Here is a 22,089-nt window from a genome sequence, read left to right on the forward strand (position 1 = left end):
TACAGATAGTTTTTCAGGATAATTTCACCATTGACGACTTCCCGCCAGCGCGCCAGTATGAAAAGTTATACCATTGACGCATCTCAAGGATTTAAGCCGCCGCCATGATAAATCTTCGCCCTTCCCGTTTGTTACCGCTAGCCAGCCTATTACTTACCGCGTGTATGAGTCACCCGCCAGCACAGCCGGGCAAAAGCCCGGACGCACCGCAGTGGCGCCAGCATGTCGCAGCCGTTAAAGCGTTAAAGCAGTATCAAACCCGAGGCGCTTTTGCGCTACTTTCCGATAAAGAAAAAGTTTATGCCCACTTCTTCTGGCAGCAGACGGGGCAGAGTCAATATCGCCTGTTACTCACCAACCCTCTGGGGAGTCGGGAGCTTGAGCTTAGCGCCCGCCCGGGTGATGCCGAGCTGGTAGATAACAAAGGTCAGCGCTATCAGGCACAGGATGCTGAAAAAATGCTGGAGCAGATGACCGGTATGCCGATTCCACTGGACAGTCTGCGCCAGTGGATATTGGGTTTACCTGGCGATGCCGCCGATTACACCCTTGATGAGCATTATCGCCTGCGTGAGCTCCATTATCGTCAGAACGGTAAAACCTGGGATGTTACCTACAGCGGATACAGCGAAAGCGTACAGCCGAATTTTCCTTCAGCTCTGGAGCTAAATAACGGGCAACAGCGCATTAAGTTAAAAATGGAAAATTGGATCGTTAAATGACCGTTTCGTACTGGCCTTCTCCGGCCAAACTGAACCTGTTTTTATATATTACCGGGCAGCGCGCCGACGGCTACCACACATTGCAGACGTTATTTCAGTTTCTGGATTACGGCGATACGCTTTCCATTGCGCCGCGCCAGGACGGAAAAATCATGCTGAATACGTCAATTGCCGGCGTAGCGGATGCCGATAACCTGATTCTGCGCGCGGCACAACTTTTAGCGCAGGAGTCGCGGCAGCGCGGTATTGTTATTCCTGGCGCGACGCTTGGCGTACAAAAACGCCTGCCGATGGGCGGTGGGCTTGGGGGCGGCTCTTCTAACGCAGCGACCACGCTGCTGGCGCTCAATACCGTTTGGAACTGTGGCCTCGCCCTGTCTGAACTTGCGGAACTTGGCGTGACGCTGGGCGCCGATGTCCCCGTGTTCGTACACGGGCACGCCGCCTTCGCCGAAGGCATTGGTGAACGGCTTACCCCCGTCGAGCCGCAAGAAAAATGGTATTTGGTTTTGCATCCTGGCGTAAGTATATCCACACCTCAGATATTTCAGGATCCGGAATTACCTCGCAATACCCCTGCCCGGTCAATGGATACGTTAATGAATTGTGAGTTCTCCAACGATTGCGAAGTTATCGCAAGAAAACGTTTTAGCGAGGTTGATGCGCTGCTTTCCTGGCTGTTAGAATACGCGCCGTCGCGCCTGACCGGCACAGGAGCTTGCGTGTTTGCTGAATTCGACACCGAAGCCTCTGCCCGTCGGGTGCTGGAACAAGCCCCGGACTGGTCGCAGGGTTTTGTGGCGCGCGGCGCCAACGTGTCAGCGCTACACAAGATCATTTCCGGGCAAATTGCGCATTGGTGACAGCGTCACCTTGTTTCAGACGTTGCATCGTGCTCTTTAATACACCGCCTGGATGGCGCGCGCCTCCGCCCGCATTAATTGTGGTAAGCGCCATCCGCTACTGGACGCATGCCTGAGGTTCTTCTCGTGCCTGATATGAAGCTTTTTGCTGGTAACGCCACCCCGGAATTGGCACAACGTATTGCCAACCGACTGTACACATCCCTTGGAGACGCCGCCGTTGGTCGTTTTAGCGACGGTGAAGTGAGTGTACAAATTAATGAAAATGTTCGCGGTGGCGATATTTTCATTATCCAGTCTACCTGCGCCCCTACTAACGATAACCTGATGGAGCTGGTCGTCATGATTGACGCCCTGCGCCGTGCTTCCGCAGGCCGTATAACCGCAGTTATTCCCTATTTTGGCTATGCCCGCCAGGACAGGCGCGTGCGTTCTGCCCGCGTTCCAATCACCGCGAAAGTTGTCGCCGACTTCCTCTCTAGCGTCGGCGTCGATCGCGTTCTGACTGTGGACCTGCACGCGGAACAGATTCAGGGATTCTTTGACGTACCGGTCGATAATGTTTTCGGTAGCCCCATTTTGCTGGAGGATATGCTGCAGCAGGATCTGGACAATCCGATCGTGGTTTCACCCGATATCGGCGGCGTGGTTCGCGCCCGCGCGGTGGCTAAACTCCTTAACGACACAGAAATGGCGATTATCGATAAGCGTCGCCCGCGCGCTAACGTGGCGCAGGTCATGCACATTATCGGTGACGTCGCCGGCCGCGACTGCGTACTGGTAGATGACATGATTGATACCGGCGGTACGCTGTGTAAAGCAGCGGAAGCGTTAAAAGAACGCGGAGCTAAACGCGTCTTTGCCTATGCCACGCACCCCATTTTCTCCGGCAACGCGGTGACCAACCTGCGTAATTCGGTGATCGATGAAGTCGTGGTGTGCGACACCATCCCTCTCTCAGATGAGATTAAAGCGCTGCCAAACGTACGTACACTGACGCTCTCAGGTATGCTGGCCGAAGCGATTCGCCGTATCAGTAACGAAGAATCAATCTCCGCTATGTTCGATCACTAATCGAACAGCTCGTTAAAAAAACCCGCTACGGCGGGTTTTTTTAACTCTGGCTATCAGGCTATATGTATCAATCCCACTCCGCTAACCTTCACTAAATCGCGCGATCCCACCGAACGTGCGTTTCAGCTGACAAACGCAAAAACGTTAGCCCTCAATGCCGCAGCGTTTCTCATTCACGAAATGAGTAAAAAAGTGAAGATTTAGCTGATTATTAAAGATGTGAAGCATGGGATTATGCGTTATGTTTGCAGCCCCCAATGATCGGGTGCCTGCAAAAGCGGCGCCGAAAGGCACCGCTTAATAAAAAGAGAAAATATAGACTCTAATTATCTCGTCGCCATCAATGCCGCAAAAGCGCTGTATTGCTAAAAATAACCTGCAGCAGCGCAGCGATAAATTACCCGTGGTGGTGGTGCCCACCCCGGCGGCAGCGCTTATCATAATTACGCAGCCACCAGTAGCGATCGGCCACCTGTTCGCGTCCGCTAATGCGCGCGCCTGCAAGCCACAATACCGCACCGATAAAAATCCCAAGAATGGCCCATGGGAGAATAATTCCGGCAGGCTGAACTGCGGCAACCGATTTAAAATCGAATATCCTACGCCGCCAACCATGATAGCCAGGCCTATCCCCATCAATGTATTGCCAACCAGCGAAGCGTGTTTGCGTCTCATCTTGCACCTCCGAATCCGGATTTGACGAGGAATATCCCCTCTCCTTGTCCGTGAAGTATAGCTAACGTAATATTTTCTCCGTTGCGGCACCGATCACAATCATGCGCTTTTAAACTACATAAATTTACATTTAACCCGCTGAATAGCAAAACCTTCTAATGATCACCTTTCATTATTATTTCATTATCGCGCTATTTCCCTGCACTTTGTCATCCGCTGGCGCACACAGTAAACTACGCGCCATCTTTCCTTTGTCAGGATGTCACTGTGACCATTAAATTGATTGTTGGGCTGGCCAACCCCGGTGCGGAATATGCGGCAACGCGACATAACGCGGGCGCCTGGTATGTTGATCTTCTGGCTGAGCGCCACGGTCAATCGTTAAAAGAAGAAGCGAAATTCTTTGGATATACCGCGCGAATTTCTCTTGCAGGCCAGGATGTGCGCCTGTTAGTACCAACGACATTTATGAACCTGAGCGGAAAAGCGGTTGCCGCGCTGGCTACCTTTTACCGTATTGCGCCGGAAGAAATTCTGGTCGCTCACGATGAGCTGGATTTGCCGCCCGGGGTAGCCAAATTCAAATTAGGCGGCGGGCATGGCGGCCACAATGGCTTAAAAGACATTATCAGCCGGCTCGGTAACAACCCCAATTTCCACCGATTACGCATTGGCATCGGCCATCCAGGCGATAAAAGCAAAGTGGTTGGTTTTGTGCTGGGTAAACCGCTCCTTAGCGAACAAACGCTTATTGACGAGGCCGTTGATGAAGCCGCGCGCTGTACTGAAGTTTGGCTGAAAGACGGGCTTGCGAAGGCAACCAGCCGCCTGCATACCTTTAAGGCTCAATAGCCAGCGGATCTGCTCTCCATCCTGGCAGTGATTACGTGTATACTACGGGAAGTTTTGTCCAATTTTACCACCGGCTGAGCGCATTTTTAGCCGGAATAATCAAGCAATTTAAGGTGATGTAAACCATGGGATTTAAATGCGGTATCGTCGGTCTGCCGAACGTCGGGAAATCCACCCTATTTAACGCATTAACAAAAGCAGGTATCGAGGCGGCCAATTTCCCGTTTTGTACTATCGAACCCAACACTGGCGTAGTCCCAATGCCAGACCCACGTCTCGATAAACTGGCTGAAATCGTAAAACCGCAGCGCATTCTCCCAACGACGATGGAGTTCGTGGATATCGCAGGGCTGGTCAAAGGCGCCTCTAAAGGGGAAGGCCTGGGAAATCAGTTTCTGACCAACATCCGCGAAACCGAAGCGATTGGTCACGTAGTACGCTGCTTTGAAAACGACAATATCATTCACGTGGCCGGAAAAGTTAACCCGGCGGAAGATATCGACGTTATTAATACTGAACTGGCCCTCTCCGATTTGGATACCTGTGAGCGCGCTATTCACCGGGTGCAGAAGAAAGCCAAAGGCGGCGATAAAGACGCTAAAGCCGAACTTTCCGCGCTGGAAAAATGCCTGCCACACCTGGAAAATGCCGGTATGCTGCGCGCGCTTGATTTATCGCACGAGGAAAAAGCGGCAATCCGCTATCTGAGCTTCCTGACGCTAAAACCCACGATGTATATCGCTAACGTCAACGAAGATGGATTCGATAATAATCCCTATCTGGACCAGGTACGCGCTATCGCAGAAAAAGAGGGTTCCGCTGTGGTTCCGGTATGCGCGGCGGTCGAGTCTGACATCGCCGAGCTGGACGATGCCGAACGCGATGAATTCATGGCCGAGCTTGGCATTGAAGAACCGGGCCTGAACCGCGTTATCCGCGCGGGCTACGCTCTGCTAAACCTGCAAACTTATTTTACCGCCGGGGTGAAAGAGGTTCGCGCCTGGACTATCCCCGTTGGTGCTACCGCGCCGCAGGCCGCTGGGAAAATTCACACCGATTTCGAGAAAGGATTTATCCGCGCTCAGACTATCTCCTATGACGACTTTATCACCTATAAAGGCGAACAGGGGGCGAAAGAAGCCGGCAAAATGCGCGCAGAAGGGAAAGAGTACATCGTGAAAGATGGCGATGTGATGAATTTCTTATTTAACGTCTAATTAGCCCTATGATTTCATGGGACTGACTAATGCCCATGAAACTCAAAAGCCTCATAAAAAATCCACGCTAATGCGTGGATTTTTTATTTCCATAACGAGTCATGTCAGTACGCTCAAAAAGACACGGGCGTGAGGTCAGAATTTATCTACGATTATGGGGACAATTCAATTTAATCTAAAATAAAAGCATGTTCATTTTTTGAGAATATCTGCTTTCCGGCGGATTTCAATCATCCGGATATACATATCTCGAAGCGCCTTATCCTGCTTGATTATCATTCTCTCTGGCAAGGATACTCGCTCATTTTTCCACTCATCAACAATTTCCGCGCACGCTTTGTAAGCGTCGTTAACGATGTCTACCGCTGCAGTTCTCGTATTGATATATGGAATAGTATTTTTATTTAGGCATATAGCGACTGGAGGACCATAATCACGATCTTCAGCAAATAGGGGCATAGTAGAAAACACTGCAAATAACGTTAAAAATCTCAATGTCATCCTCGCCAATCCTATAAATGTAACTAAAACGCTTTTCTATTTTCTACATCAGCTCTTTCATCACTCAGCCCGCATTTTATTTTTACGAATAAACTTTAGCGCCGATAAATATGCGATGAGAACTTCAGCCATGCGGCGAAGAGCAATAAAAACGAAAGTAAACTTATCCAGTTTGGTACCTGCAGGTGCTCGAAGAGAATACCGACGATCGCGCACACCAGCGCGGCTGAAAACAGGATAAGCAGCGTCTGGCGGCTGCTAAAGCCGCATTTCATAATAATATGATGGATGTGTCCCCGGTCCGGATGAAATGGACTGACGCCGCTGCGCAGGCGCCTAACCGACACTGCGCACAGGTCCATCAGCGGGAGCGCAATGAGCCACAGCGCGGTAACAGGCGCAATGACGCGCCAGTCTGATTGAGTGGCCACGACCAATACCCAGATTGCGGCAAAACCGATAACAGTGCTGCCGGCATCGCCCATAAAAACTTTATGCTTCATACCGCCCAGCAGGCCAAAGTTGGCGGCCATGTAGGGCATTAGCGACAAAACCAGCGCAAAACACCATTTCCAAATTTCATTATCACCCTGCCAGTAAAATAGCACGCCCAGCGAGCCGAAAGTGACGCAGGAAAGCGACCCCAGCAAACCATCAATACCATCGACCATATTAAACGCATTAATCGAAGCCCAAATCGCTACCAGCGTAACAAAATACCCCGCCGCGCCGAGCGTAACGACATAACCCGGGAATAGCTCGCCAAACGTAGATAGCCATAAATCAGCGTGCATCATAATCAACGCCGCAACCGCCTGTGCCACTATCCGCGGAAATACCGGCAGCATAAAGCGGTCATCGAGAACGCCGACAATCAATAACATGGTAATACAGGTCCAGAATGCATAATGCGCCGGTAGCCAGTCAGGCTTGAGGAACAGTAGCGCGCTCATGGCAACCCAGATAGAGATCCCCCCGACCAGGGGTATATGTCCTTCATGCACTTTACGCGCGTCCGGTTTATCTACCAGCCCAAGCACCGGCGCGCTATATTCCGCAATCGCGAGCCCCGCAACAGCGCTCAATAACACCATTACAAAATCCATTTTGTCCCCGATCCATTTTCCACGGTTTTCCCGCGTAGAGCGTTATGTACGACTCTCAGTATCAGACGTATAGCTATAATGATAGTAGCCGTGGTAATTCCCGGCACGCCTGGCTACGCCATTAAGGATAACGCCTCTCACACCAACACCGCTGGTTTCCAGCCGGTGAATACTGGTCATCACTTCTTTTGTCGTGTTCATCCCAAACCTGGCAATGAGCAAATTGGTTCCAGCCAGCCGTCCTGCTAATGAAGCATCGGTAACAGCTAATACGGGTGGCGTATCGATAATTACTACATCGTAGTTTTCATTCGCCCAGCGCAATAGTTTGCGAAAGCGTTCATGCATCAGTAACTCAGCTGGGTTAGCGGGGATCGGGCCGCGCGTGATGATATCACCGCCGTTCGCATTAAAAGGCTGAACGGCATCAGCAAACTCAGCTTTCCCCATAAGTACCGTGGATAACCCGATGGTATTGCTAACTTTAAAAAGATTGTGCGAGTATCCGCGGCGCATATCGCCGTCGATATACAATACCCGCTGCTCGGTATTCGCAATGATGGCCGCAAGCGTACTGCTCACAAATGTTTTTCCGCTACCCGGCGTCGCCCCCGACACCATCAGAATATTATTTGGCGCATCCTGCATCGTAAAATAGAGACTGGTGCTAAGCCCGCGGATAGCTTCCACGGAAATATCAACCGGGTTGTCCATGGCCAGAAAAGGTTCCACTTTAACCGGCTTACGAAAGCGTCCCATTAGCGTATTCCGGTTGCGGCGGCGGTTTCGTTTTTGTAACCATTCAGATACTGGCACGGTCGCGTAAACATTAAGACCCTGTTCCTCCAGTTCCTCAGGCGACTCAATACTGCGACGCAGGAACACCATGGCGAGTACCACACCAACAGAAAATATTCCGCCAAGCAGCGAAAACAGCACCACTACCAGAACCTTTTTCGGCTTTATCGGCTTTGGCTGGCTAACCGCCGGATCGATAATCCGCACATTACCTATCGCACTTGACTCTGCGATGCTCAACTCCTGCTGGCGGTTAAGGAGCTGCAAATAAACCGCCCGTCCGGATTCAACGTCGCGGCTTAAGCGCAATACTTCCTGCTGCGTATAAGGCATTGCCGATACGCGCTTATTAAGCCGCGATTTTTCACGCTCCAGCGTCTGGCGCTTTTCAATCAGCGCCCGATAAGTCGGATGATCTTTTTTGTAAAGCTGGGAAATTTCAGCTTCGCGAAAGGTTAATTCATTAAGCTGATTATCAGTATTGACGATTTGCTCAAGAACTGATTTCGCCTCCAGATTTAAATCAACGGAGTCCTGCTGTTTACGATAGGCGCTCAGCTTATTTTCTGCGGTATCTAATTCCTGGCGTACCTGGGGCAATTGTTTCTTTAAAAACTCAAGGCTTTTAGAGTCCTGTGCCGCCTGGCGCTCGATATTCTGCTGTAAATAGTTATTAACAATGTGATCGAGTATCTGCGCATTTTGTTCCGGATCGCTGCCGGTAATAGTCGCAGAAAGTATTCCACTGTTTTTACTCTTTTCTGTTACTGAAAAGCGCTGCTGGAGATCGTTAATTGCCTCTAACTGCGTCTGCTGCATTACTTCAAACCGCTCGCCCGGCCGGGCGGAAATATCGGAAACCTGAATCACCAGCCCCTGCTTTTCAAAGCGCTCTCCGAGAGCAATTCGGGCAATAAACTGCGGTGTTTCAATCCGATAATGATTATGCCTGCCGGCAATCAGAATAATTTTTGGCGACGCCCCTTGCACTTGCGGTATGGCAAGCTGAGAAATCGCCACCCTCCCCGGCTGTTTGCCGGTTAATCTGGCCCAGCCGCGCCCAAAAAACGGGAAATAGGCCGGCCGGACGCTATTACGCAGGCGTAAATCATCAATCGTTTTCCCTAAAATCATCCGCGACTGCAGTAGCTGAATATCCGGCGCGGATTCGGGTAAAGAAGTCGGCATCATTTGGCTCAGATTGCTGAGCAGCGTGTTTCCCTGCTTCTGCTCAATCTGAATTAATGCATCTGCCTAATAAATCGGGGTAGCAAATAAAACGTACATCAGCGCCGCCAGCGCAAAGCAGGCGGTAATCCCAATGATTAATTTAAAATGGTCAAGTATGTGCCCCAATAACAAAAGAAGATCCACTTCTCGCTCAGCCGCAGGCGCCCCCGGCGTATTAACGACGTTTGTCGACATAACGTATTAACTTCCCATATTATTTTTGGAGACGTTTGGCCCATTCCTGGCTGGCCAGTTCAAGCAGGCAATACACATATTCAAATGCAGCGTAACTTTTACGGTAGGGGTCCGGAATTTCTTTGCTGTCCAGCCACTGCCCAAAAAGCATCGTTTTCCCACGGATCTCCGGTGCCATGGCCGTTAACTGACCGAGATGGCTGCGCTCCATTACTAATAGCAACGAATAATCACGCGCCATTTCCGGCGTGAAACGGCTGGCAACGTGATCGTCAAGATCGACGCCGTGCGCCGCTGCTACTTCACAAGCAAGGCTATCAGCAGGATGGCCTGGCATACCACAAAGCCCGGTAGAATTGACTTTAAGCTGCGGCAACGCCTGGCGCAGCAGGCGTTCGCCGGTAGGCGAGCGGCAAATATTGCCGCTACAAATAACCAAAATGGAGTTCAGCATATTAATTCGACCACGTCCTGATATAGCGACCTGTTTCTGTCAAATCATGAACGCCGGTAATAGTCGGCACCAGCTGAGAAATCACGCGATTCCAGCGCGTTAGCGGTGCGGTGGTTACGTAAACAATATCGTAAGGCTCAAGGAGAAATTCAGTTCCTAATACCATCGCCGATGCGTCTTTCGCATTAAGTTGATAAACATTTGCGATTTTTCCGCCCCGTTTGGATTTAACCGAACGGATAACTAAAATGCCGGTAGCATCGGAAGACTCCTGCTTCATGCCATCGGCTTTTCCTAATGCTTCAGCCAGCGTCATACCGGTACGATCCATTTTCAATACGCTTTGTTTGCCCACCTCTCCCATCACAAAAACTTTCATATTGTCATTGCGCGGAACGTACAGAATGTCGCCGGGATAAAGCAGCCTGTTTTGGGTTAAATCACCGTATTGCATCAGCGCATAAATAGAGATGCGAGTATCTTTTCCGTCGTGAGTTAGCACCACATTGCGCCAGTCGGCATCTACGGTTAACCCACCAGCGGCATTAATCGCATCCATAATAGTCAAAGGAATATTCGTAATCGGCTGCTGCCCGGAAGTTGTTACTTCCCCGGTCACATACACTTTTTGGGAGCGGAACGCCGCCACGCTGACATCAACCTGCGGGCTTTCGATAACCGCATCCAGCCGTGATGTGATGATATCGCGCACTTCAGGCAGAGTTTTTCCAGCCACCCGAAGTTTACCGACATAGGGGTAAAAGATTGTGCCGTCTGAATTAACCCAGTTACCGGTATCGCTAGCGCTGCGATATTGCCCGGCAGGCGTGGTTAACTCAGGGTGATCCCAAACGGTGACCATTAACACATCGCCGACGCCAATACGATATTCATAGCCCTTTAACTGCGCGTCTAGCGCCATATTGGTTCGGGAAGTCACCGTTTGAGGACGAAGCGTTTCAATTAAGCCCGGCGTGACCGTATAAACATCCACCATGGCGTTAATATCCATCTTACCGTCGGGAGGTGGAATAACATTTTTGCCAAAGGTATTGAATCCCTGGCCTGGCATCACGGTACATCCCTGCAACAATCCTAACGCCAGGACTATTGCGGCCTTTTTTAATGTTTTCTTATTCATTATCTACGCAATTTCTGCTGAAGCATCCATTCTTAAGCCGTTATATCAACCTGCCCACAGCGCCAGAGCTTTTCTAATTCAGGAAAAGCCCCCACACCCGGAGAATTATGCAGATATCATAAATATGGCATCCCGTAACACTCTTCATTTGGCATATTTATTAGAAGAGGGTGTTTATATTTACATATTAATAAGAGTAATAAATCTCAGTGCGTAATCGTTTTATGATTCCACACCGACGCGCCTGCCATAGAAAATCAACTGATATTCTGAAGTTTCTGAATATGTCCATATTCACTACGAATATCGAATGGTTCCGGTTAAAAAAAGTAATATAACGCGTTGGCGCTAAAAGGAGATAAAAGTTACAACCGGCGGCTATGAGGGTGCGAGATGGCAAATAACGCGACCAGCGTTGTGCGAAAACACTTTCCCACTGAGCGCCAGACAAAATGCATGAGCACCGTCCTATGCCAATACTGCGCATCCAACTTCTTTCCTTGTTCAAATTAACAACAATATAAAACAGAGTGTGACACAAGATCAACTATCCGCAGTCTGAGTTAATTAATAATAATATTATCGCAACCTTTTTTGAGGAAAAAAGAAATAACAAACATAAGAATGTAACTAGTAAATCACCATGCAAAAATAAGAATTCACCCAGACCAAAACTATCGTACTCTTAACAAAATTTCATATAAAATATGAATACACTGAAATTAATAATAACCGAGAAGAATTACATCAATAAAAATCATTCACAAAAGGAATAATACACCAACTAATCCAACTATTACTTTGCTTATTATGCGCCGCTGTTACACCTATTTCCAAACCTTAAAGAGTGAAAAAAATAAGAAAAAAAGGGTTAAACCAAACATTCATGACAATCTCAGAGGGATAATTATCTCCTACATAAAACTTTAGCTTCTATCCTAAACAGCCGTCGTATACTTTTCGCAGAGCACCCAGAATTATGGCTCACATAAACACATCGGATAAATACGCCTTTCGTATGTGAAATAGAGGGCTATATGAATATTGATGGCATGCAGATTTGTATTGCATGCACGTGCACAATACCTGTTTGCCAGGCATATCCGTTTGACGCCCCCTAACAGACGGCGCTTAGCACATGAGATATCAGGTGTAGTTCACCGCATAAATCTATAAGGGCGGGCTTTAACGAAATACCCTCTCTGCCAGCTACGGCAGCCGCTGAATACCCGGCTCCAGCGCGCATGCGCCCGCTCCGCCAACATCCGCACCAGACAACGGCCCCGCACAGCGCTTCATGCTATAAGTTTTTTTATTCACAGCGGCTTAAATACTCTAAGATACTTATTATTAATTTTTCCATTGATTTGATTAGGCAGCGTCCTATTTCCGCTAACGCCACGCTCATCTGTGGGTACGCTCATCGTTGAGACAAGCGCAGTCCAAAATGAGATTACTCACCGTCGACCTGTAAATTGATTAATTAATTTATCTCATCACTCAGACCATTCAGGGCTGCAGGGAACGGAAATGCCACCGGAGCATATGTTCGCCCGAGCCGGTGCCGATTGATTACCCACAGATAGCACATTCTCCCGCCACCGAACGCCCCTGCGGCTTTCACCCCATAGTATATTTTCTCAGGCGGTACCCAATTTTGCGGGAAGTAGCAATCCTGGCGTAACGATGAAGCAGCGAGCACGTTACGCCCCGCGAGATGCATGAACAGTAAGCAGCGCAATCCTCCATCGTGTCAGCACGCCTTTAATCCGGCCTTTATTGCGAATAGTTATCTACTTAATGGCTGCCTCAAAGGGTTATTACAAAATGGGGCGTGATAGTCGCCGCAGGCTATCTGTGCAATTACCTGCCGCATCGCTTATTACCGCTTAAATACCGCGTATTCATGGCAATTTTATGCCTCGGTTAAAGCAGCGGGATACCGATCGGTTTGCCTGCTCCGGCAATTATCTCAGCATCACACCTTTTCCATAAAATACAGATAGTTACCTGTCATTATCCCACATCTTTGCTAGCTGCAGGCGCGGGGTACCTGGCCTAATAAACGCCCGACATCGTCTTCTGGATACGTTTACCCGGTTTATTTATTGGGCGACTACGGGCAGGCGTTACCGTATTCACATCCCCCGACGCCGCGCGCATTGCCGAGTGGTAATATCGCTGATTTTCATAATGAAAATTGATAAACCTAATAATAAAGCGGCACTGGAAGTTATAGAAACCTGCTTCTATGTTTAAAGACCTGTTTCAGAAAGTGAGGAGATAACGTGGATTACATTCAACGCACTATCGATCTTGCCATGAAAAATGTAGAAGCCGGCGGCCGCCCCTTTGCTACCGTCATCGTCCGCAACGGCGAAATTGTGGCCGAAAGCCCGAATCTGGTTGCACAAACGCACGATCCCACCGCGCATGCGGAAATTCTGGCCATTCGCGCCGCTTGTCAAAAGTTACAAACCGAAAATTTAACCGACTGCGATATCTATATTCTCGCAAGCCCGTGCCCGATGTGCCTTGGCTCGCTGTATTACTGCAGCCCAAGGCAGGTAACCTATATCACCGCCCGGGAAGATTACGCGCCTTACTACCGCGACGATCGTAAATACTTTGAACTTGAAACCTTCTATGACGAATATAAAAAACCCGTTGCCGAGCGACGCCTGCCAATGACGCAGCATAAAGACGCCACGGCGATCCGCGTTTATCAGCGCTGGAAAGAACTCAACGGTTAATACTACGACGGCGCACCGCCTGCGCCGTCTTAACGTCTCTCTCTATATTCCAATCCGCCTCGCACTTTTCGGTTTCTTATCCCGCCCCCCCCGCGAAACTCGTCTAAGGTTTTAGGGTGCCGTCTGTGCGCCCACGGCCGCATGCGCCGGCATTTGGGTGATTAAAAGCGATGACGAAATGACTTGATATTGCGGCCCGGAGGCGCCGGCGCGTAAAACACTCCTGATTTTGTTAGCGCGTGCCAAAAGTCAAACTCAACGATTAAGGAGACTCTCAGGATGATGCCTGCCACTTTCTGGCTCCCACGCAGCCTGCTACTTAGCGCATCGCTACTTTTTATCGCAGCTCCGCTACCGCTCATCGCGGCTGACGGTGAAAAGCCGCAGCAGGAAACCGCGTTGCCATCACCGCCGGACGTTCTGTTAGGTCCTTTATTCGATGCGGTCCAGCGCGCCCGCTTATTTAACGATCAAAAAATCTTCGCCGATGCGATACCGAAACACGCCCCCTCAGCGATCGTTGCCGACTGGCAAATGCAGCGCCACCTTTCTGGCTTCAACCTGCGCCATTTTATCGAATTCAACTTTAACCTGCCCCCTGCGCCGAAAAAATATACCCCGCCGCAGGGAGAAAGCCTGCGTACACATATCAATAATCTATGGCCGGTGCTTACGCGGGAAACCAAAACCACGCCGCGCGGAGGTTCGCTTCTCGCACTGCCTCACCCGTATGTGGTTCCGGGCGGGCGCTTCCGGGAAGTGTATTACTGGGACAGCTACTTTACCATGCTTGGCCTCGCGCAAAGCGGGCGCTGGGAAAGCGTACGCCATATGGTTGATAACTTCGCCTGGGAGATAGACCGCTGGGGGCACATTCCCAACGGGAATCGCAGCTATTATCTCAGCCGTTCACAACCGCCGTTTTTTGCACTAATGGTGGATCTCCTGGCCAGCCATGAGGGAGAAAAGACGCTGGTACGTTACCTGCCTCAGTTACAAAAAGAGCATGCATGGTGGATGGACGGCGCAGAGGAAGTGGATAACGGCCACGCGCGGCTGCGCGTCGTTAAATTGCGCGACGGCAGTTTATTAAACCGATATTGGGACGATCGGGCGCTGCCTCGCCCCGAATCATGGGCAGAAGATATTCAGACCGCGCACGATAATCCCAAGCGCTCCGCCGCCGATATCTATCGCGACCTGCGGGCAGGCGCCGCATCGGGATGGGATTTCAGTTCACGCTGGCTGGACAATCCGGCAAAACTCAGCACCATTCATACCACAAAGATTGTCCCCGTCGATTTAAACGCCCTGCTCTGGCAGCTTGAAAAGACACTGGCTCGTGCGGCCGAGGCTGCGGGGGATAATGCATTGAGCGAGCGCTATAAGACGCTTGCACAGGCGCGCCAGCGCGCAATTGAAACCCATCTGTGGAATGACGACGCGGGCTGGTACGCCGATTACGACTTACGCCGTGAAAAAACGCGCAGTCAGCTAACTGCTGCAACGCTGTTCCCGCTTTATGTCGGGCTGGCGCCCGATGCGCGCGCGGATAAAACGGCACGCGCCGTGCGCAACGGGCTGCTGAAACCGGGCGGGCTTGTCACCACCACGGAAAATACCGGCCAGCAGTGGGACGCGCCAAACGGATGGGCGCCATTACAGTGGGTCGCCATTGAAGGCCTCAATCGTTATCACCATGAGGCGCTGGCGCAGGATATCGCGTGGCGATTCTTAAACACGGTACAAAATACCTTTAACCGGGAACGCAAGCTGGTTGAGAAATATAATGTCACAGCGCCGGGCCTGGGCGGCGGCGGGGAATATCCGCTTCAGGACGGTTTCGGCTGGAGCAATGGCGTCACGCTGAAAATACTAGAGCTGCTGTGCCAGGAGACCAGGCCCTGCGATAACGTACCGAAGCAGCCACCGGCCGGAATTGTCGCTCAGGAGAATACTCTCTGAAGCCACAGCCCAATGTAAAGCGGGAGTCCGTAACGCTGGCTCCCGTCATTTTACTCCAAACTCAGACGTTCTCCATCGCGCGCTTAACTTTCCATAAATAGCGCGGAGCCTGTGATGAAGGATGATTATCCATTACATATTGCCAAAAATCCTGCGGCGACAGCGCGTTTATCTGCGCTATCGCCTTATTGCGATCCGATGAAAATATCCGCAGCAGCGCGCCGGCTCCGTTGACATAGGCCACTATCAGCGCATATTCCATGGTCTGTGGATTTTCAATACCGCGTAAAATGCCTGACTGTAAAATACTGAGATAGGCCGCGCCGATATCAATATTACGCGCCGGATCTTTTAGCTCGCGCGCGCTGGGCTGCCCGCTTTTACCCTGCTGGCGCCACACTTCCCGCCCGGCGGTAGAGGCTTTTATTTGCATGAGACCCACGGCGTTAGAGGAACTTACCAGCGTCGGATTACCGCCGGACTCCACGGCAATAATAGCCGTTATCAGCCTTGGGCTAACGCCCCAGTTCTCCCCCGCCTCTTCCGACAGCGGCATCCAGGTTTGCGCCCCGGAAACCGGCCTTTGGGGCGTCCATCCGTTTTCCCGATGCGGCGTTTTCCCGGAACAGCCCACCAGTAGCAGGCCTAACACAATTACCCATCTTAACTTCACAGTATCCGCTCCCTGTATTAACGGCCCATGACAACTCCCGACGGATGACAACCGCGGCGCTAATCGGCATGATAACCAATTCAAAATTTAATTCAGCAAGGAATTGCCATGGCGATTTTTCATCTGATAGCGCCTTCCGGATACTGTATACAGCAGGACGCGGCAATACGCGGCGTCGAGAGACTGCGGGCTCAGGGCCACTCGGTTCGTCATAGTGACGTTATTTCGCGCCGCGAGCAGCGTTTCGCCGGCGGCGATGCCGAACGACTTGCCGATCTCAACGCATTAGCCAGGCTGGAGAGTACGCCTCAGATAGCGCTGGCAGTGCGTGGCGGTTACGGCGTCACGCGATTATTACCAAACATTCAGTTTGCCGCCATCGCCGCCCGGCTGCGGCAGTCCCCGCTTATCGTGTGCGGCCACAGCGATTTTACCGCCTTTCAATTGGCTCTTTTAGCTAAGGAAAACGCCGTAACTTTTAGCGGCCCAATGCTGGCCGGCAACTTTGGCGCGGCCGCGCCCAGCGAGTTTACCGAGCGTCACTTTTGGCAGGCGCTGCACTCACCGCGTTTCACACTGACATGGCGCTCTCAACACGCGCCGTTTATCGCTACGGGTACGGTGTGGGGCGGTAACTTAGCCATGCTGGTCTCGCTATTAGGAACGCCGTGGTTCCCGCAGATTACGAATGGCATTTTGGTGATAGAAGATATCAATGAACACCCATTCCGCATTGAACGCATGCTGCTGCAATTGCTGGATGCCGGGGTGCTGCCCCGCCAGCGCGCGCTTGTTTTCGGTAGCTTTAGCGCAGCGAAAACCAATGATTATGACGCCGGTTTTGATTTGCAAAGCGTGCGAGATACGCTGCGCCGGCGTCTGGATATTCCGATTATCGACGGTTTATGCTTCGGCCACGAACCGGATACGGTTACGCTGCCACTCGGCGCCTGCGGCGAGCTCTGCCACAGCGGCAACGAGGCCGCGTTAACGTTAAGCGGTCATCCCACTCTGCCGATAAATTAACGGGCCGGCGGCCAGTTTGCGTCGAGCTGCGCGCCAAACCCTGGCGAACACGCGGTTAGTAATAATTTCTGCTATGCCCCGGCGTCAATGCGACGAATAAAAATTGCCAACGATTCGGGGGCGAAAAAACGCTTTGCCGACGCCGTATTATGCGTAACGTTAAAAAAAGCGCGCTCTGTCCCGCTAATCCGTCCATTCATAAGCCAAAATTATGCTACCGTCTTATCCTAACTTTATGGGAGATAAACTATCTTGGATGCCGGGACAATCATTAATCTGTTTATTGTGGCCGCCGCACTGGTTACATTCAGTATTCTACTGAGCACGTTCTCATCCCGTCTGGGCATCCCTATTCTGGTTATCTTCCTCGCTATCGGTATGCTCGCCGGCATCGACGGCCCGGGCGGCATTCCCTTCGATAATTATTCTTTTGCCTGGCTAATCAGCAACCTCGCACTGGCGGTTATTCTGCTGGACGGCGGTATGCGCACCCGCGCGGGATCGCTGCGCGTCGCGCTGGGTCCAGCGCTATCGCTGGCGACCGTCGGCGTTGCCATTACCGCCGGTCTTACCGGCATGGCCGCGGCCTGGCTGTTCGATCTCAGCCCGATTAACGGTTTATTGATTGGCGCGATTGTCGGGTCTACCGACGCCGCAGCGGTATTTTCACTGCTCGGCGGTAAAGGGCTTAACGAACGCGTTAGCGCAACGCTTGAAATTGAATCCGGCAGCAACGATCCCATGGCGGTCTTTTTAACCATCACGCTGATTGAAATCATTCAATATCATCAGAGCTTTTCCGCCGGTGGTTTTATCTCGCACCTGCTGCAGCAATTCGGGTTAGGCATTACCCTCGGCGTCGCGGGCGGCTTTTTACTGCAGCAAACGATTAACCGCATTACGCTACCGCAGGGGTTATACCCGCTGCTGGCATTAAGCGGCGGGATTTTGGTGTTCGCCGTCACAACGGCGCTGGACGGCAGCGGCATTCTGGCCGTGTATCTGTGCGGTTTTTTCCTTGGTAATCGCCCGGTACGCAACCGTTTTGGCATACTGCAAACCTTTGACGGTATCGCCTGGATGGCGCAAATAGGCATGTTCCTGGTACTGGGACTACTGGTGACGCCGTCCAGCATTTTACCTATCGCCATTCCCGCGCTGCTGCTGTCACTCTGGCTTATTTTTGTCGCCCGCCCGCTGTCGGTTTTCGTTGGGCTGCTGCCGTTCCGCAGTTTTAACCTGCGCGAACGTATTTTTATTAGCTGGGTTGGCCTGCGCGGAGCAGTGCCGATTATCCTCGCCGTATTTCCAATGATGGCCGGGCTTGAGAACGCCCATCTGTTTTTCAATGTCGCCTTCTTCGTGGTTTTAGTTTCTCTGCTGCTGCAGGGGTCTACTCTTAGCTGGGCCGCCAGGCGCGCGCGCCTGGTGGTACCGCTGGTCGGCTGGCCGGTATCGCGGCTGGGATTAGACCTGCACCCCAAAAGTCCGTGGGAACAATTTGTGTATCGGCTGGATGCGGAGAAGTGGTGCGTTGGCGCGGCTCTGCGCGATTTGCAAATGCCGAATGATACCCGCATTGCAGCGCTTTTTCGTAATAACAAGCTGTTACACCCAACCGGCAGTACCCGCCTGCTTGAAGGCGATATCCTGTGCGTTATTGGGCGCGAGCGCGATTTACCCGCGCTGGGAAAACTGTTTAGCCAGTCACCGCCAGAGGATATGGACCAGCGCTTTTTCGGCGATTTTATTCTTGAAGCCAACGCGCATTTAAGCGATGTCGCTACGATTTACGGGCTGGATCTGCCGGATGAAATGAATGTGCAGCAGACACTGGGGGAAATGATCACCGCCCAACTAGGCGGGGCACCGGTGGTTGGCGATCAAATAGAATTCGCCGGTATGCTCTGGAGCGTGGCGGAAAAAGAAGAGAATAGTGTGCGTAAGGTCGGGGTACGCGTTGCCGTCGATGAGGCGGATAAAGCCTGAGCCAAACGCTTTCCCCCGGCATCGGACTCTCACGGTGCGCTGGTATAACCTACCAGCCCTGAGATTAAACAGGTGCCAGAGTAAGTATTTAGCGCGGGCGAAATATGACACAGTGCCGCGACGTTTTGCGCAGGGCTAGCAGGCCTGATTATCCCTTGTAATTCTTATTCCGTCACAACCGGTACGCGCGGCGCCAGCGCGCACATTAACTCATAACCGATAGTCCCCGCCGCCGCCGCGACATCATCAATTTTTATCTGGCTACCCCACAGTTCTACCGGGCTGCCGATCCCGGCCTGCGGACAGGGCGTTAAATCCACCGCGAGCATATCCATGGAAACCATACCCAATGTGCCGGTGCGGCTGCCGTCAACCAGCACCGGAGTGCCGTTCGGCGCCGTGCGCGGGTATCCATCCGCATAGCCGCAGGCAACAATACCAATGCGCTGCTCACCCCGCGCGCGCCAGCGGCTTCCGTATCCCACGCCGTCCCCGGCTTTCAGCGTCTGCACGCCGATAATCTCACTTTTTAGCGTCATTGCCGGCTGCAAACCGCATCCGGCAATATCCTGCCAGCGGCCGGATGGGGAAGCGCCGTACAAAACAATGCCCGGACGTACCCATTGATGGTGGGTTTCAGGATGCCAGAGCGTCGCCGCGGAATTAGCCAGCGAACGCGGCGCGTCGATGCCTTCCAGCGCCTGCTCAATCACCTGAAGCGGCCGGGCGATGCCGTCAGGGCTGTCAGCATTGGCGAAATGGGACATTAACGTAACGGTGCCAACATTCCCCAGGTAGCGCAGCCGCTGCCAGACCGTGTGAACCCTGTCAGGCGCGAATCCCAGCCGGTTCATCCCGCTGTTCATCTTGAGATAAACATCGACGGGTGCTTTCAGGCGGGCATCGGCCAGCGCTTTTAACTGCCAGTTACTGTGAATACTGGTAGTCAACCGATACTCATCAATCAGTTTCAATTCTTCAGCGTAGAAAAAGCCTTCCAGCAGTAATATTGGCCCTTTCCACCCCTGCTCCCGTAACAAAACGGCCTCCTCTATATTCAGTAGCGCAAAACCGTCCGCATCGCACAGCGCAGGCCAGGCGCGAGCCAGCCCGTGCCCATAAGCACTGGCTTTTACTACCGCCCACGCGCGCGCCTGCGGGGCTGCCGTGCGTACCTGGCGTAAATTATTGCGTAGCGCATCGTGATGGATAATCGCCTGAATAGGTCGTGTCATGTAAGGTTCTCCTGTTCCGTTAACGGTGCGCGCCGTGCAAACGCGTCGACGAAGAGCCGCCAGCGTGGCGCCGATAGCGGGCAACGGAAAGATCTTCAAATGAAATGGCCGGCGTCCGCCCGGACATAATATCGCTCAGCATTTGCCCGGAGCCGCAGGCCATCGTCCAGCCCAGCGTTCCATGCCCGGTGTTCAACCACAAATTCTTGTAGGGTGTTCTACCGACAATTGGCGTACCGTCTGGCGTCATTGGCCTTAAGCCCGCCCAAAATGTCGCCTGCTCCACGTGACCGCCGCGCGGATAAAGATCCCGAACGACCATTTCCAGAGTTTCTCTGCGGGAGGCGTGCAGACCGGTATTAAAACCTACGATTTCCGCCATTCCCCCACCCGAATGCGTTTATCGAAGCGCGTAATCGCAATTTTATAGGTTTCATCCAGCACGGTGGATACCGGCGCCCCCGCTTCATCCGCAATAGGAATTGTCAGTGAATAGCCTTTAAGCGGATAAACGGGAATATCGATAAGTCCTTTTAGCATGGCGGTTGAGTAAGAACCCAACGCCATCACATAGCCATCTCCCTTCACTACCTCGTCACCACACTTCACGCCGCTTATCCGATCGCCTTCATAAAGCAGCCGGTCAATCGATGTGGAAAACCGAAACACCACGCCGGCCGCGCGCGCCATTTCCGTTAAACGCTGCGTAAAGAGCTGACAATCACCCGTTTCATCGTTAGGAAGCCGCAGTCCGCCGCTCAATTTATGCGCCACCTCCGCGAGCGCCGGTTCCACCTGCGCCAGAGCTTGGGCGTCCAGAAGCTGATAAGGCACCCCCGCGTCCTCAAGTACCGCGATATCCCTTGATGCGTTTTCATACTGGCTGGCGCTGCGAAAAAGCTGCAGCGTACCGCCCTGACGCCCTTCATAATTAATCCCGGTGGAGGCACGCAGCGCCTTCAGGCAATCGCGACTGTATTCTGCCAGTCGCACCATGCGCTCTTTATTTTCCACATAGTGGCGAGCATCGCAGTTGCGCAACATTTGCCACATCCATTTAAGCTGCGCCGCAGTGCCATCCAGCCGGACAGCCAGCGGCGCGTGACGCTGAAACATCCATTTTATGGCTTTCAGAGGGATACCCGGCGCCGCCCACGGCGTGGCATATCCCGGCGATATTTGCCCGGCGTTGCCTGCGCTGGTTTCCTGCGCAGAGCCACCTTCCCTGTCGATAACCGTGACATCATGCCCCGCCTGTCGCAAATACCATGCGCTGGTGACACCCACTACGCCGCTACCTAAAATGATGACGTGCATTCCCCCTCCCGTATTAAAAGCGCAATATTCTGGATACAGACTGATAACCTGAAAGAAAATATTATTCAACATACAGAATAGCTATGGTGACGTAGCTCACAGCATCGCCGATATAGCTGGAAACGCGCATTTCAGCACCTCCTGCTGCCGCCATAAATGCAACAGCATTAAATGCCGGGTAAAAACCATAGCACCATAGAAACACCCTGCAAATGGCGTTAAAAAAAGATCCTCCCTGGCTCAGGTCTGCAACCTCTGTTCTATGCTTGAAAGAAGGTTCTCCATTCAAAGAGAATCACTAAC

16 protein-coding genes and 3 pseudogenes are annotated in these 22,089 nt (G+C 52.0%); 9 read left to right on the forward strand and 10 right to left on the reverse strand.

The genetic code is table 11. From position 1 onward, the window contains the following. Positions 1-104: 104 nt before the first annotated feature. From lolB to prs, 3 genes are all read left to right on the forward strand, one after another. Positions 105-722, forward strand: a complete 618-nt coding sequence (lolB, locus tag SFA31_RS15575; protein WP_322838806.1) for a lipoprotein insertase outer membrane protein LolB — start codon at positions 105-107, stop codon at positions 720-722. Then, complete coding sequence (gene ispE / locus SFA31_RS15580) at positions 719-1,585, forward strand: 4-(cytidine 5'-diphospho)-2-C-methyl-D-erythritol kinase (RefSeq protein ID WP_322838807.1); 867 nt, start codon at positions 719-721, stop codon at positions 1,583-1,585. The genes lolB and ispE overlap by 4 nt, the downstream gene beginning before the upstream one ends. Positions 1,586-1,711: 126 nt before the next feature. Further along, on the forward strand, positions 1,712-2,659 hold the full coding sequence (gene prs / locus SFA31_RS15585; protein WP_322838808.1) for a ribose-phosphate diphosphokinase: 948 nt from the start codon (positions 1,712-1,714) through the stop codon (positions 2,657-2,659). A gap of 397 nt (positions 2,660-3,056) precedes the next feature. On the opposite strand, the pseudogene ychH reads toward prs, so the two are convergent. Continuing rightward, positions 3,057-3,334 (reverse strand): annotated as a pseudogene (gene ychH / locus SFA31_RS15590) (stress-induced protein YchH). A gap of 267 nt (positions 3,335-3,601) precedes the next feature. Here ychH and pth point away from each other — a divergent pair. Continuing rightward, positions 3,602-4,186, forward strand: coding sequence for an aminoacyl-tRNA hydrolase (gene pth / locus SFA31_RS15595; protein ID WP_322838809.1), 585 nt, complete (start codon positions 3,602-3,604; stop codon positions 4,184-4,186). Positions 4,187-4,311: 125 nt separating this feature from the next. Beyond that, positions 4,312-5,403 (forward strand): redox-regulated ATPase YchF, encoded by a 1,092-nt coding sequence (gene ychF, locus SFA31_RS15600; protein WP_322838810.1) that lies wholly within the window; start codon positions 4,312-4,314, stop codon positions 5,401-5,403. Between the two features lie 192 nt (positions 5,404-5,595). On the opposite strand, the gene SFA31_RS15605 is transcribed toward ychF, so the two are convergent. The 5 genes and pseudogenes from SFA31_RS15605 to SFA31_RS15625 form a co-directional block, all read right to left on the reverse strand. Then, entirely contained in the window at positions 5,596-5,904 is a 309-nt protein-coding gene (locus SFA31_RS15605; RefSeq protein WP_322838811.1) for a hypothetical protein, read from the reverse strand. Between the two features lie 95 nt (positions 5,905-5,999). Next, positions 6,000-6,998 (reverse strand): UDP-N-acetylglucosamine--undecaprenyl-phosphate N-acetylglucosaminephosphotransferase, encoded by a 999-nt coding sequence (wecA, locus tag SFA31_RS15610; RefSeq protein ID WP_322838812.1) that lies wholly within the window; start codon positions 6,996-6,998, stop codon positions 6,000-6,002. A gap of 54 nt (positions 6,999-7,052) precedes the next feature. Further along, positions 7,053-9,233, reverse strand: a pseudogene (locus SFA31_RS15615) (polysaccharide biosynthesis tyrosine autokinase). Between the two features lie 19 nt (positions 9,234-9,252). Next, a complete protein-coding gene (locus SFA31_RS15620) occupies positions 9,253-9,687 on the reverse strand; it encodes a protein tyrosine phosphatase (protein WP_322838813.1) in 435 nt (144 codons plus the stop codon). A gap of 1 nt (position 9,688) precedes the next feature. Next, positions 9,689-10,828, reverse strand: a complete 1,140-nt coding sequence (locus SFA31_RS15625) for a polysaccharide export protein (RefSeq protein ID WP_322838814.1) — start codon at positions 10,826-10,828, stop codon at positions 9,689-9,691. A gap of 2,288 nt (positions 10,829-13,116) precedes the next feature. Between SFA31_RS15625 and SFA31_RS15630 the strand changes: the two genes are divergently transcribed. Both SFA31_RS15630 and treA read left to right on the forward strand, forming a co-directional pair. Further along, positions 13,117-13,581 (forward strand): nucleoside deaminase, encoded by a 465-nt coding sequence (locus tag SFA31_RS15630; protein WP_322838815.1) that lies wholly within the window; start codon positions 13,117-13,119, stop codon positions 13,579-13,581. A gap of 279 nt (positions 13,582-13,860) precedes the next feature. Then, on the forward strand, positions 13,861-15,546 hold the full coding sequence (gene treA, locus SFA31_RS15635; RefSeq protein ID WP_322838816.1) for an alpha,alpha-trehalase TreA: 1,686 nt from the start codon (positions 13,861-13,863) through the stop codon (positions 15,544-15,546). Between the two features lie 61 nt (positions 15,547-15,607). Here treA and emtA read toward each other — a convergent pair whose 3' ends face one another. Then, positions 15,608-16,219: a membrane-bound lytic murein transglycosylase EmtA gene (gene emtA, locus SFA31_RS15640; protein ID WP_322838817.1), complete on the reverse strand. Its 612-nt coding sequence runs from the start codon at positions 16,217-16,219 to the stop codon at positions 15,608-15,610. A gap of 108 nt (positions 16,220-16,327) precedes the next feature. Between emtA and ldcA the strand changes: the two genes are divergently transcribed. Both ldcA and SFA31_RS15650 read left to right on the forward strand, forming a co-directional pair. Continuing rightward, positions 16,328-17,245, forward strand: coding sequence for a muramoyltetrapeptide carboxypeptidase (ldcA, locus tag SFA31_RS15645; RefSeq protein WP_322838818.1), 918 nt, complete (start codon positions 16,328-16,330; stop codon positions 17,243-17,245). 252 nt (positions 17,246-17,497) lie between these two features. After that, entirely contained in the window at positions 17,498-19,234 is a 1,737-nt protein-coding gene (locus SFA31_RS15650) for a potassium/proton antiporter (protein WP_322838819.1), read from the forward strand. Positions 19,235-19,398: 164 nt separating this feature from the next. Here the strand turns inward: SFA31_RS15650 and dadX are convergent, their stop codons facing one another. The 3 genes and pseudogenes from dadX to SFA31_RS15665 all read right to left on the reverse strand — a co-directional run bounded on the left by dadX (position 19,399) and on the right by SFA31_RS15665 (position 22,075). Further along, a complete protein-coding gene (gene dadX, locus SFA31_RS15655; RefSeq protein ID WP_322838820.1) occupies positions 19,399-20,469 on the reverse strand; it encodes a catabolic alanine racemase DadX in 1,071 nt (356 codons plus the stop codon). A gap of 19 nt (positions 20,470-20,488) precedes the next feature. Next, positions 20,489-21,786, reverse strand: a pseudogene (locus SFA31_RS15660) (D-amino acid dehydrogenase). A gap of 61 nt (positions 21,787-21,847) precedes the next feature. Continuing rightward, positions 21,848-22,075: a hypothetical protein gene (locus tag SFA31_RS15665; protein WP_322838821.1), complete on the reverse strand. Its 228-nt coding sequence runs from the start codon at positions 22,073-22,075 to the stop codon at positions 21,848-21,850. Positions 22,076-22,089: the final 14 nt, after the last annotated feature.

Origin of the sequence: Erwinia sp. HR93, from assembly GCF_034555055.1 — a bacterium.
Taxonomy (GTDB): domain Bacteria; phylum Pseudomonadota; class Gammaproteobacteria; order Enterobacterales; family Enterobacteriaceae; genus Apirhabdus; species Apirhabdus apintestini.